This window comes from Bacillus cereus group sp. BfR-BA-01349 (assembly GCF_022663795.1).
In the GTDB taxonomy this organism is placed as follows: domain Bacteria; phylum Bacillota; class Bacilli; order Bacillales; family Bacillaceae_G; genus Bacillus_A; species Bacillus_A cereus.
Genome location: NZ_JAKUGE010000085.1, coordinates 1 through 13,788, shown reverse-complemented (window position 1 = coordinate 13,788; position 13,788 = coordinate 1). Strand labels below are relative to the sequence as shown.

The following is a 13,788-nucleotide window of genomic DNA, read 5'->3' as shown; positions in this document are numbered from 1 at the left end:
AAAAAGTAGAGATAACTTCAAAGCTTTACCTATCGCGACCCGTAAGGGTTAGTAGCTACCCCAGCCCTCTCGGGCTAGGATGCTACACATTGAAAAAAATTTCACAGTAATGTTACATTTTTCACAGAAACAGTAAGACTATATGTAGTAACATTTTAATCAAAAGATAACAACATATTGGTGGAGGGTTATAAATGTTACAAAATAATACACGTGGAGAAGAAGAATTAATGAAAGTGTTCGAGACAATAGTCCACGGCAATGAACAAGATTTAATGCAAGAAAATGCAAATGTAGACGGCCGCTCTCCAATGGGCGTAATGGGAACGTTCGCATCTGAGAGTGCAAAATATTATGCTGTTGAGAATTTATTGTCAGATCAAGTGAAAAAAGCGATAAATGAAAATATATTATATCCACATGATTTAGATTTTTATGCGACAGGAACGACGACTTGTTCACAAATTCCGTTAGCGCAAATGCTTGCTAACGGTTTTCATACTGGACATGGACATATGAGACAACCGCAAGACATTAAAAGTGCATTGGCTCTTTCGTCTATTATTTTTCAAGCGAATCAAAATATGCAGCATGGTGGTCAATCGTTTGCACTCTTTGATATTGATTTAGCACCTTATGTACGAAAAACAATTGAGAGACATAAAAAACGATTACAATCATATCCGCTTACGAAAGAACAAATAGAAGAATTCGCATGGAAAGAAACGGAAAATGATACGTATCAAGCGTGTGAGGCTTTCGTTCATAATTCAAATAGTATGCATAGTAGGGGCGGAGGACAAGTACCGTTTATTTCTATTAATTACGGAACAGATACATCAAAAGAAGGAAGAATGTTAATTAAACAACTTTTAAAAGCGACACAAGCTGGACTTGGTAAAGGAGAGACACCGATTTTTCCGATTCAAATTTTCAAGATGAAAAAAGGTGTGAATTTTGAAGAAAGTGATCCGAACTACGATTTATTTGAATTAGCATTAGAGACAACGGCTGAACGATTGTTCCCTAACTTTTCATTTTTAGATGCTCCGTTTAATGCAGTACATTATGATGGAAGACCAGAAAGTGAAGTATGTTACATGGGATGTCGTACCCGTGTTATGTCTAATATACATGGAGAAGAAACAGCGATTGGTAGAGGGAATTTATCATTTACGTCTATTAATTTAGTGAAATTAGCGTTAATTAGTGGTTCAAAAGAAGCGTTTTTTGAAGCGCTAAACTATTATTTAGATTTAGGAATTAAGCAGCTATTAGAAAGATATGCGTATCAATGTACGAAGCGAGCAAGAGATTTTCAGTTTTTATATTCACAAGGTGTATGGCGTGGTGGAGAAACGTTGCAGCCTGAAGACTCCGTAGCCTCGATTTTAAAACAAGGGACGTTAAGTATTGGTTTTATCGGTCTTGCGGAATGTTTAGTAGCTTTAACAGGAAAGCATCATGGGGAAGATGGAGAATCATGGGAACTTGGGTATGAAATTATTTCCTTTATGAGAGATAGAATGGATAAAGCGACAGAAGAACATCAACTGAATTTCTCAGTAATTGCAACTCCAGCAGAAGGATTATCAGGGAAGTTTGTGAAAAAAGATAGAGAAGAATTTGGTGAAATTAACGGTATAACGAACCATAATTACTATACGAATTCATTCCATATTCCAGTTTATTATAACATTCAAGCGATAAATAAAATCCGTTTAGAAGGCCCGTTCCATGCTCTCTGTAATGGAGGACACATTACTTATATTGAACTAGATGGAGCAGCAATGCATAACAAAAAGGCATTAAAACAAATTGTACAAGCCATGGCAGAACATGGCGTTGGATACGGTTCAATTAATCATCCTGTTGACCGTTGTAAGTGCTGTAGTTATCACGGGGTTATTGGGAATGAATGTCCAAGTTGCGGGAATAAAGATGAGGCTAATATAGAAAGAATTCGCCGTATAACAGGCTATCTTGTAGGAGATATGTCGAAGTGGAATAGTGCGAAACGTAGTGAAGAGATAGATCGGGTGAAACATAAATGAAAGTGATGAATATTATTCATGATAGTGTAGTAGATGGAGAAGGATTGCGGACAGTCGTGTTTTTTGCGGGCTGTCCGCATCGTTGCGTTGGTTGCCATAATCCGAAATCGTGGAATATTTGCAATGGAACGGAAATGACAGTAGAAGAAATTGTGAAAGAGATTGCAAGTAATCCATTAACTGATGTAACATTTTCAGGTGGAGATCCATTTTTTCAAGCTGCTGAAGTGAAAAAGGTAGCAAAAATCGTAAAAGATTTGAAAAAAAACCTATGGATGTATACAGGTTATACGTTAGAAGAGATACAGAGTTCTCAAAATAATGATATGATAGAGTTGTTACATTATGGGGATGTTTTAGTCGATGGAAGGTTTGAAATTGAGAAAAAAGATTTAACACTTCCATTTCGCGGAAGCTCCAATCAACGTATTATTCGATTGAAAGAGTAAAAAGGCGGGATAGATTATATGAATAAAACAGTATTGCTTGTTGAAGATGAAAGAAGATTACGTGAAATTGTTAGTGATTATTTTCGTAATGAAGGCTTTGAAGTAATCGAAGCAGAAGATGGAAAAAAAGCGTTAGAGTTATTTGCAGAGCATGAAATTGATTTAATTATGTTAGATATTATGTTACCGGAAATAGATGGATGGTCTGTTTGTAGAAGAATTAGAAAAGAATCAGCAGTACCAATTATTATGTTGACAGCACGTTCGGATGAGGATGATACATTGCTAGGTTTCGAATTAGGTGCAGACGAGTATGTAACGAAACCATTTAGCCCGAAAGTATTAGTAGCTCGCGCAAAGACGTTATTGAAACGTGCGGATGGTGCGGTAGGAGTAGCGGAAGAAAATGCTATGTCTTTAGCTGGAATAGAAGTAAATCGTCTATCTAGAACTGTTTTAGTAGATGGAGAAGAAATTATATTGACACATAAAGAATTTGAACTTCTTGTGTATTTAATGGAGAACAAAGGAATCGTGTTATCACGTCAACATTTATTAGATCAGTTATGGGGATATGACTATTACGGTGATGACAGAACGGTTGATACCCATATTAAAAAACTTCGAAATAAGCTAGGAGATAAAGCAAAGCATATCGGTACTGTTATTCGAGTTGGTTATAAATTTGAAGAATAATCTAGAACGATTTGTGTAATTTAGCCTAGGGAAATGGCGATTTTATACTCTCTTTTGAAGGTAGAATGTACAAAAAATACTTTTTTTGTCTACAATGTTAGATAGGAGTATTTTTTTAATTAGATTTCACGATGAGTTCACAAGAAGGACACAAAACGTGACTATACTGAAAATACGAATTCACCAGAGAGGGGAAATAAAACATGGGATATTACGACGGACCAAATTTAAATGAAGAGCATAGTGAAACGAGAGAAGTGAGAAAATCAGGTAGTAAAAAAGGCTATTTCTTCACAGGTTTAGTGGGGGCTGTAGTCGGAGCGGTTTCGATTAGTTTTGCAGCACCATATATGCCATGGGCTCAAAATAATGGAGCGCCAGTATCATCATTTAGTTCGGATTCAAAAGTAGAAGGTACTGTAGTTCCTGTTGTAAATAAAGCGAAAAATGAAACTGATTTACCTGGTATGATTGAAGGTGCGAAAGATGTTGTTGTAGGTGTTATTAATATGCAACAAAGTGTTGATCCATTTGCAATGCAACCGACAGGTCAAGAACAACAAGCTGGTTCAGGATCAGGTGTTATTTATAAAAAAGCAGGGAATAAAGCATATATCGTAACAAACAACCACGTAGTAGATGGTGCAAATAAACTTGCTGTAAAACTAAGTGATGGTAAAAAGGTAGATGCAAAGTTAGTAGGGAAAGATCCTTGGTTAGACTTAGCTGTTGTTGAAATTGACGGGGCTAATGTAAATAAAGTTGCAACTTTAGGTGACTCAAGTAAAATCCGCGCGGGTGAAAAAGCAATTGCAATCGGTAACCCACTAGGTTTTGATGGAAGTGTAACGGAAGGTATTATTAGTAGTAAAGAGCGTGAAATTCCAGTTGATATTGATGGCGATAAACGACCAGATTGGCAAGCACAAGTTATTCAAACAGATGCAGCGATTAACCCTGGTAACAGTGGTGGTGCATTATTTAACCAAAATGGTGAAATAATTGGGATTAACTCAAGTAAAATTGCACAACAAGAAGTTGAAGGAATTGGATTTGCTATTCCAATTAATATCGCAAAGCCAGTTATTGAATCACTTGAAAAAGACGGAGTAGTGAAACGTCCAGCGCTTGGAGTAGGTGTCGTTTCATTAGAAGATGTGCAAGCTTATGCAGTCAATCAATTGAAAGTACCGAAAGAAGTAAAGAATGGTGTTGTATTAGGTAAAATTTACCCAATATCACCGGCTGAAAAAGCTGGTTTAGAGCAATATGATATTGTAGTAGCATTAGATAATCAAAAAGTAGAGAATGCGCTTCAATTCCGTAAATATTTATATGAAAAGAAAAAAGTAGGCGAGAAAGTAGAAGTTACATTCTACCGTAACGGTCAAAAAATGACGAAATCGGCTACTTTAGCAGATAATTCAGCTACAAAGAATCAATAATTGAAATAAAAGAAAGTCTCTTTCATATTGAAAGAGGCTTTCTTTATCGGCTATACTAAAGGAATAGGAGGGATTAATTATGACAATTGAAAACCCAACTCGTACGGAAATTGGTGAAGTGTTAAAGAAAAGCAAAACAATTGCGGTTGTTGGATTATCAGATAAGCCAGAACGTACATCGTATATGGTTTCAAAAGCAATGCAAGATGCTGGATACCGCATTATTCCAGTTAATCCAACAGTAGATGAGGTACTTGGAGAAAAGGCAGTTTCTTCACTAAAGGATATTAAGGAACACGTTGACATAGTAAATGTATTTCGTCGCTCAGAGTTTTTAATGGATGTTGCAAAAGAATTCGCAGAGATTGATGCAGATGTTTTTTGGGCACAATTAGGAGTACAAGATGAGGATACATACAAATTTTTAAAAGAAAAAGACTATACTGTAATAATGGATCGTTGTATTAAAGTAGAACATGCGATGACAAAATAGTATAGATTTAAAGGTAGAAAGATTGATTCAGCCCTCATTATAGATAAGTAGGGCCGATGAACGAGGTGTTCATCATGAGATTTTTTAAAGGCTGTTTTTGGGGGTTGTTATTTGTAATCCCATTTTGGATCTTGATCATTTGGATCATAATAAAGGTTTGGAATGTGTAATCTTGGAATACATATCCATTTCTCGTTGACAAACGATTATTTTTCTGAAATAGTAGCCTAGAGGAATCCTTGTGAGAAAACAAGGATTTTTCTATTGAAAATGGTATATAAAAGAGATAAGATAACTTGCCAAAACTATAGTCGAGGCGTTATTCTATAATAGAAACATATGTTCTGATTTTGGATTAGGAAAGGGGCAAGGAGTTTGGCGAAGCATCAGTTCCAATATAATGAAGATGCGATTCAAGTGTTAGAAGGACTTGAAGCCGTTCGAAAACGCCCGGGTATGTATATCGGGAGCACGGACAGCCGTGGATTGCATCATTTAGTATATGAAATAGTAGATAACTCCGTTGACGAAGCGTTAGCGGGATTTGGCGACGAAATTTCAGTCGTAATACATAAAGATAATAGTATTAGCGTTATAGATAAAGGGCGAGGAATGCCTACGGGAATGCATAAACTTGGGAAACCTACACCTGAAGTTATTTTAACTGTACTTCATGCCGGTGGTAAGTTTGGTCAAGGTGGTTACAAAACGAGTGGTGGTTTGCACGGTGTTGGGGCATCGGTTGTAAACGCCTTATCAGAATGGTTAGTCGTAACGATTAAGCGTGACGGAAATATTTACGAACAACGCTTTGAAAATGGCGGTGTTCCTGTAACGACGCTTGAGAAAATCGGGAAGACGAAAGAGTCTGGTACTACGATGCATTTCAAACCAGATACAACGATTTTCAGCACAACAAATTATAATTATGAAACATTATGTGAGAGATTACGTGAATCTGCATTCTTATTAAAAGGAATGAAAATCTCGATAAAAGATGAACGAAATGATTTAGAGGATGTATTTCATTATGAAACGGGAATTGAAGCTTTCGTTTCATATTTAAACGAAGAAAAAGATTCCATTCATCCAGTTGTATATTTCACTGGTGAACAAAATGGAATTGAAGCAGAACTAGCATTTCAATTTAACGATGGCTACTCAGAAAACATTTTATCGTTTGTAAATAACGTACGTACAAAAGATGGTGGAACACACGAAGCTGGATTTAAAACAGCGATGACGCGTGTGTTTAACGAGTATGCTCGTAAAGTAGCACTATTAAAAGAAAAAGATAAAAACTTAGAAGGCACAGATATTCGTGAAGGTGTAGCGGCTATCGTTTCGGTACGTGTACCAGAAGAAGTGCTTCAGTTTGAAGGGCAAACGAAAGGGAAACTAGGTACAAGTGAAGCGCGTTCTTCAATTGATGCCATTGTATCTGAGCATTTAGCATACTTTTTAGAAGAAAATCCTGATGTAGCTACACTTCTTGTGAGAAAAGCAATTAAAGCAGCACAAGCCCGTGAAGCAGCCCGTAAAGCAAGAGAAGAAGCGCGTAGTGGTAAGAAAAAGAAAAAATCAGAAGGTACGTTAAGCGGGAAATTAACACCTGCACAATCACGTAACCCGCAAAAAAATGAACTGTACCTAGTAGAGGGTGACTCTGCCGGTGGTTCTGCGAAACAAGGACGAGACCGACGTTTCCAGGCCGTATTACCGTTACGTGGTAAAGTAATTAATACAGAAAAAGCAAAGCTTGCTGATATCTTTAAAAATGAAGAGATTAATACAATCATTTATGCGATTGGCGGCGGTGTAGGAAATGAATTTGATGTTGAAGATATTAACTACGATAAAGTTGTAATTATGACCGATGCCGATACGGATGGGGCTCATATTCAAGTATTGTTATTAACGTTCTTCTACAGATATATGAAGCCACTTATCGAAGCTGGTAAAGTGTTTATCGCACTTCCTCCTTTATACAAAGTAAGTAAAGGAAAAGGTAAGAGTGAGGTAATTGAATACGCTTGGTCAGATGAGGAATTAGACGGTGTAACGAAAAAAGTTGGAAAAGGCTATATGTTACAACGTTATAAAGGACTTGGTGAAATGAATGCGGATCAATTATGGGAAACAACAATGAATCCTGAAACGCGTACATTAATTCGTGTGAAAATTGATGATGCAGCAAGAGCAGAGCGTCGCGTTACAACATTAATGGGCGATAAAGTAGAACCGCGCCGTAAATGGATTGAACGTAATGTACAGTTTGGTATGCAAGAAGAAGGAAATATTTTAGAAAATGAAATGATTATGGAGACGGAGGTGGAATAACATGCAAGCAGAGAAGTTTCATGACCTCCCGCTTGAAGACGTGTTAGGTGATCGCTTTGCACGTTATAGTAAATATATTATTCAAGATCGTGCACTTCCAGATGCACGTGATGGCTTAAAGCCAGTACAAAGACGTATTTTATATTCTATGTATGTAGAAGGTAATGTACATGATAAAGCGTTTCGTAAATCAGCTAAAACAGTAGGTAATGTTATCGGTAATTATCATCCACATGGAGATTCCTCTGTATATGAAGCAATGGTACGCTTAAGCCAAACTTGGAAAGTACGTAATGTTTTAGTTGAAATGCATGGTAATAACGGTAGTGTTGATGGGGACCCAGCGGCAGCGATGCGTTATACGGAAGCTCGTTTATCACCAATCGCATCTGAATTATTACGTGATCTTGATAAAGAAACAGTTGAATTCGTGTCAAACTTTGATGATACGAGTGAAGAACCGGTTGTATTACCAGCAGCGTTCCCGAATTTATTAGTGAACGGATCTACAGGGATTTCCGCTGGTTATGCAACAGAAATTCCTCCGCATCATCTTGGAGAAGTTATTGATGCTACAATGATGCGTATTGATAAGCCAAATAGTACTGTTGATGATTTATTAACAGTTATGAAAGGACCAGATTTCCCAACAGGCGGTATTATTCAGGGGATTGATGGTATTAAAAAGGCGTATGAAACAGGTAAAGGTAAAATTATTATTCGCGGAAAAGCAGAAGTTGAAACAGTGCGCGGTGGGAAACAACAAATTGTAATCACTGAAATTCCTTACGAAGTGAATAAGGCAAATCTTGTAAAGAAAATGGATGAATTACGTCTAGATAAAAAGTTAGATGGTATTGCTGAAGTGCGTGATGAGACAGATCGTACTGGTTTACGAATTGTTGTTGAATTAAAGAAAGAAGCAAACGCCGAAGGTATTTTAAATTATTTATATAAAAATACAGATTTGCAAATTCCATATAACTTTAATATGGTAGCGATCAATAATCGTCGTCCAACACTTATGACATTACCGAAAATTTTAGATGCTTATATTGGACATCAAAAAGAGGTTATTACGAGACGTTCGCAATATGAATTAAGAAAAGCAGAAAATCGTCAACATATTGTAGAAGGTTTAAAGAAAGCATTATCGATTTTAGACCAAGTAATTGAAACAATTCGAGCTTCAAAAGATAAACGTAACGCGAAAGATAATTTAAGTGCAAAATTTGGCTTTACAGAAGCACAGGCAGAAGCAATTGTTTCCTTGCAATTATATCGCTTAACGAATACAGACATTACGGCGTTACAAGAAGAAGCAGATGAGCTTAATAAGAAAATTATTGAGCTACAGGCAATTTTACAAAGTGAAAAAAGATTACTTCAAGTAATTAAAACAGATTTAAAGAGAGTTAAGAAAACATATAGTGATGATCGACGCGCGATTATTGAAGATCAAATCGAGGAAATTAAAATCGATGTAGAAGTTATGATCCCACAAGAAGATGTCATCGTTACTGTAACGAAAGAAGGATATGTGAAACGTACTGGATGGCGCTCACATAATGCCTCAAACGGCAAAGACTTCGGTATGAAAGAGGGTGACATCTTACTTGAACGATTCGATACGAATACGACAGAGACAGTCCTCTTATTTACGAATAAAGGAAACTATATATATCTGCCAGTATACGAAATGCCAGATATTCGTTGGAAAGATTTAGGTCAGCACGTTGCTAATATCGTTTCACTCGACCGGGATGAAACAATCATTTGGGCAACGGTTGTACCGAACTTTGAGGAAGAAAAACGATTTATCGTATTTGTAACAAGAAATGGTATGATAAAGAAAACAGAATTAAATCAATATAAAGTTCAGCGTTATTCAAGGGCATTCGTTGCTGTAAACTTGAAAAAAGATGATGAAGTTGTCGATATATTTGCGACAGATGGAACGAGTGATATCGTTCTTGCTACACACGGTGCATATGCACTTATTTTCCATGAAGATGAAGTAAGTCCAGTCGGTGTAAGAGCTGCTGGCGTGAAAGCAATTAATTTAAAAGAAGATGACTATGTCGCTTCTGGTAAACCGTTAAATGGTGACAAAGATCAACTTATTCTCGTAACACAGCGCGGTGCTGTAAAACGTCTAAAAGCATCAGAAATTGAAAAATCAACGAGGGCGAAACGAGGTCTTGTTATTTTCAAAGAATTAAAACGTAATCCGTACCGCATTGTCGGTATTGAAATTGTTCGGGACGATGAATTAGTTTACATGAAGACAGAGAAAAACATTGTAGAAGAGATTGATCCGAAAGCGTATCGAAATAAAGACCGGTATAGTAATGGTAGCCTAGTGCTAGATGTTAATGATACTGGTGAAGTAGTAGAAACGTGGACGAAGAAAAGACCAGAATAAAGGGGGCATCTTGCTATGAATAATAGCAAGATGCTTTTTTCTAGGCAATTTATTATGTAAATAATAATAATCTTGTTATAATAACTCAATGAAATCGTTCTCATAAAGTGAAACTTTAATCAATGGGGATTTTCTTTATCCACACTGATTATTAGTTGAAGCAATCGGGCTTTAACAAGCAGTTGATTTCTCACCTAATTCCTTAGCTTTCGCTGAATTTTTGGTTAGGAATCTTACTGCCTGTTAAAGCGGGATAAATGGAGGGGCAACATGAAAAAAATAGGTGTAGGGATTGTAGGATTTGGTTTTTCTAGTACGACATTTCATATCCCACTATTACAAACGATAGAAGAATATGATATTCGTGCTGTATTATCCTCAAAAGAAGAGGTAGTAAAAGAAACATTACCAAATGCTAATGTTGTTAGTACAATTGATGAATTGGTGAAGCGAGCTGATGTTGACTTAGTTGTTATTACATCACCTAATACAACTCATTTTCCATATGTAAAAGAAGCAATTTTAAACGGTAAGCATGTTGTTGTAGAAAAACCATTTGTTGTCTCAATTGAAGAAGGGGAAAAGCTTATTTCATTAGCAGAGCAGCATAATGTAATGTTAAGCGTATATCATAATCGTCGTTTTGATAATGATTTCTTAACAATTAAGAAATTGTTAGGAGAAAACAGAGTAGGGAATATATACGCATATGAATCGAATTTTGATCGTTTCCGTCCACATGTACGTGATCGATGGAGAGAAAAAAATCTACCAGGCTCCGGTATATTATACGATTTAGGATCGCATTTAATTGACCAAGCGTTATCAATATTCGGGAAACCAGATGCGATAAGTGCAGATGTAATAAAACAACGACCAGGTGCAGAGGTGGATGATTATTTCCACATAGTACTTCATTACGGAGTTAAACGTGTCATTTTACGTAGTAGCAGTTATGTGAAAAAAGCTGGACCGCATTTTATAGTGCATGGAGAGAAAGGTTCTATCGTGAAGTACGGTATGGATTCGCAGGAAGAGCAATTAAAAAATGGAATGAAGCCAGGTGATAACGGTTATGGAGTAGACGATGAAGAGAATTTTGCTACTTTAGAAACAGAAGAAAACTTAGAGCGTATTCCAACAGAAGTCGGTTGTTATGACAATTATTATAAAGGTGTGCGAGATAGTATATTAAATGGTGAGAAACTACCTGTAACAGCAAAAGAAGGTTTAGATGTTATTAAACTGATTCAATTAGCGATTGAAAGCAGTGAAAAAGGTAGAGTCATTTCTATAAAATAAAAAGACACGAAATTCGTGTCTTTTTTATTTTTGTGGAACAGAAAGACCATAGAAGAACATAGTGACTATATCTTGTATATGTTTTTCGCGATTTCCTTCAAGAAGTTGTGCCCCAAAATCATCACCTAATTTAGTAAACATTTGAATGTAAAGTAACATCATTTCTTTAGTAAGGTGTGGATTAATTTCGTTTTTGCGCTGAGCTCGGTCTAATATTTCTAAATACCAGGGCAAGATTTTTTCATTTTGATAACTATAAATAAACTTTCGGAGTTCTTCGTCCCTTTGCATCATTTGCAGTAACATATCAGGTTGAAATAACCCGCCAGTATTCATTTTTCTTACAATCATTTTTTGCATCATATCATGAAAAGGTAATTTTTCTTCTGCAAGATCTTTATAATATTGAAATTCAGATATGATAAATTCTTGTATAAGCTCCCTAAATAACGCATCTTTACTTCCGAAATGATTATAAATTGTAACTTGAGAAACGTTGGCTTCTTTTGCGATATGTTCTATTTTCACTTCATTAAATCCACGGTCTGAAAATAATACGAATGCTGCTTCTTTAATGGCACGTTTTTTCTTTTCTTTTACTCTTTCAAAGCCGTTCAATGCAATCACCTCACTTAAAATATACAAGAAAAAATAATGGAAAACAATAATTTTGAAATATGAACTAATAAATATTTCAAAAAGTTGTTGCGAATATGGAAGATGAGGAGTACAATAATTTTGAAATATCACATATTAAATATTTCAAAAAATGAGGTGGAATTATGATTTCAGTTCAAGATGTCACAAAACAGTTTTCGAATGGAAAAGGTTTGTTTCATATTACATTTGATGTAAAAAAGGGAGAGGTATTTGGTTATTTAGGCCCAAATGGTGCTGGAAAATCAACGACGATTCGTAATTTAATGGGATTTATAAAACCGACAGCTGGTAAAGCGACAATTTTTGGATTAGATTGTTGGAATGAAGCAGCGAAAATTCAAAGGGAAGTTGGTTATCTACCGGGTGAAATTTCTTTTATTGAAGGAATGAACGGATTAGAGTTTTTAAAATTAATGCAAGGAATGCGTGGATTAAAGGATACAAAAAGACGAGATGAACTAATAGAGCGTCTGCAATTTGATGTGAAAACACAGATTCGCAAAATGTCTAAAGGAATGAAGCAAAAAGTAGGGATAGTCGCTGCATTTATGCACGATCCAGAGGTGTTAATTTTAGATGAGCCAACATCTGGACTTGATCCACTTATGCAGCAAGTGTTTATAGATTTAATATTAGAGGAAAAGCAAAGAGGAAAAACAATTCTTATGTCTTCGCATATTTTCACTGAAATTGAGAGAACTTGTGACAGAGTAGCTATTATTAAAGATGGTCGACTCGTAACGGTTGAAAATATTCACGATTTACAAAGTATGAGAAGACAGGTGATAGATGTAACAGTATCATCACAAGAAGAGATTGAGTCTCTTACAAAGTGTAATTTGCAATTTGAAGCGGTAAAAGGCAGAGAGGCATCTATCATTGTACAAGGAAACTATCAAACTGTTTTACAAACACTTTCAAACTACAATGTAACGGCACTTCAAACGAGAGTGATGGATTTAGAACATTTATTTATGCATTATTACGATAAGAAAGAAGGGATAACGCATGAATAAGCAATTATTTTTAGCTAGTTTGAAAGAAACACAAAAAAGTATTTTGAGTTATGCGTCTGGTGCAGCTTTATATCTGTGGTTATTAATTTGGATATTCCCGTCAATGGTATCAGCAAAAGGGCTAAATGAATTAATAGGTGCCATGCCTGATAGTGTGAAAAAAATCGTTGGTATGGAAAGTCCGATTCAAAACGTAATGGATTTTCTAGCGGGCGAATACTATAGTCTATTGTTTATTATCATTTTAACAATTTTTTGCGTAACAGTTGCGACACATTTAATTGCTCGTCATGTAGATAAAGGAGCAATGGCATACTTGCTAGCAACGCCTGTATCTAGAGTACGAATCGCAATTACGCAAGCGGCTATTCTTATATTAGGACTACTGATTATTGTAGCGGTTACGTATGTAGCGGGTATAGTAGGTGCTGAATGGTTTTTAGAGGATAATAACTTAAATAAAGAATTATTTTTGAAGATAAATGTAGTCGGAGGACTCATATTTTTAGTCGTTAGTGCCTATTCATTTTTCTTTTCTTGTATATGTAATGACGAAAGAAAAGCACTAAGTTATTCAGCGAGTTTAACTATCTTATTTTTCGTATTAGATATGGTAGGGAAGTTAAGTGATAAGTTAGAATGGATGAAAAACCTATCATTATTCACGCTGTTTCGTCCGAAAGAAATTGCTGAAGGATCATATAATATATGGCCGGTAAGTATAAGTTTAACTGCTGTAGCGCTTTGTATTTTTATCGTAGCGATTGTAGTATTTAGGAAGAGGGATTTACCGTTATAGAGTAGAAAGTCCACTGAGATGAACTGAACCCAAAAAATTAGACAAATATATTAAGCAGCTACTAAGGATTGAACTCTGTATTGCACAGGGGACAATCCTTTTAGTTTTG

11 protein-coding genes are annotated in these 13,788 nt (G+C 35.8%); 10 read left to right on the top strand and 1 reads right to left on the bottom strand.

The features are described from left to right. The first annotated feature begins 194 nt into the window (after positions 1 to 194). The 8 genes from MR169_RS27180 to MR169_RS27145 all read left to right on the top strand — a co-directional run bounded on the left by MR169_RS27180 (position 195) and on the right by MR169_RS27145 (position 11,204). Entirely contained in the window at positions 195 to 2,054 is a 1,860-nt protein-coding gene (locus tag MR169_RS27180; protein ID WP_242320351.1) for an anaerobic ribonucleoside triphosphate reductase, read from the top strand. Then, positions 2,051 to 2,503, top strand: coding sequence for an anaerobic ribonucleoside-triphosphate reductase activating protein (gene nrdG / locus MR169_RS27175; RefSeq protein ID WP_000867078.1), 453 nt, complete (start codon positions 2,051 to 2,053; stop codon positions 2,501 to 2,503). Before MR169_RS27180 ends, nrdG begins: the two co-directional genes overlap by 4 nt. An 18-nt stretch (positions 2,504 to 2,521) precedes the next feature. Beyond that, complete coding sequence (locus MR169_RS27170; RefSeq protein WP_001044679.1) at positions 2,522 to 3,199, top strand: response regulator transcription factor; 678 nt, start codon at positions 2,522 to 2,524, stop codon at positions 3,197 to 3,199. 203 nt (positions 3,200 to 3,402) lie between these two features. Next, positions 3,403 to 4,644 (top strand): S1C family serine protease, encoded by a 1,242-nt coding sequence (locus tag MR169_RS27165; RefSeq protein WP_242320350.1) that lies wholly within the window; start codon positions 3,403 to 3,405, stop codon positions 4,642 to 4,644. A 79-nt stretch (positions 4,645 to 4,723) separates the two neighbouring features. Beyond that, complete coding sequence (locus MR169_RS27160; RefSeq protein WP_086424247.1) at positions 4,724 to 5,137, top strand: CoA-binding protein; 414 nt, start codon at positions 4,724 to 4,726, stop codon at positions 5,135 to 5,137. Positions 5,138 to 5,512: 375 nt separating this feature from the next. After that, positions 5,513 to 7,477, top strand: coding sequence for a DNA topoisomerase IV subunit B (gene parE, locus MR169_RS27155; RefSeq protein WP_001062202.1), 1,965 nt, complete (start codon positions 5,513 to 5,515; stop codon positions 7,475 to 7,477). Position 7,478: 1 nt separating this feature from the next. Beyond that, on the top strand, positions 7,479 to 9,902 hold the full coding sequence (gene parC / locus MR169_RS27150; protein ID WP_001147463.1) for a DNA topoisomerase IV subunit A: 2,424 nt from the start codon (positions 7,479 to 7,481) through the stop codon (positions 9,900 to 9,902). 270 nt (positions 9,903 to 10,172) lie between these two features. Next, the gene (locus MR169_RS27145) at positions 10,173 to 11,204 is read left to right on the top strand and encodes an oxidoreductase (protein WP_000719772.1); all 1,032 of its coding nucleotides are present in this window, start codon (positions 10,173 to 10,175) and stop codon (positions 11,202 to 11,204) included. 24 nt (positions 11,205 to 11,228) lie between these two features. On the opposite strand, the gene MR169_RS27140 is transcribed toward MR169_RS27145, so the two are convergent. Then, on the bottom strand, positions 11,229 to 11,831 hold the full coding sequence (locus MR169_RS27140) for a TetR/AcrR family transcriptional regulator (RefSeq protein ID WP_242320349.1): 603 nt from the start codon (positions 11,829 to 11,831) through the stop codon (positions 11,229 to 11,231). 155 nt (positions 11,832 to 11,986) lie between these two features. On the opposite strand from MR169_RS27140, the gene MR169_RS27135 reads away from it, so the two are divergent. Further along, positions 11,987 to 12,880 carry an ABC transporter ATP-binding protein gene (locus MR169_RS27135; protein ID WP_242320348.1) on the top strand — a complete coding sequence of 298 codons (894 nt, stop codon included), beginning with the start codon at positions 11,987 to 11,989 and terminating at the stop codon, positions 12,878 to 12,880. Continuing rightward, positions 12,873 to 13,679 (top strand): ABC transporter permease subunit, encoded by an 807-nt coding sequence (locus MR169_RS27130; protein WP_001041436.1) that lies wholly within the window; start codon positions 12,873 to 12,875, stop codon positions 13,677 to 13,679. Before MR169_RS27135 ends, MR169_RS27130 begins: the two co-directional genes overlap by 8 nt. The last annotated feature ends 109 nt before the right edge of the window (positions 13,680 to 13,788 follow it).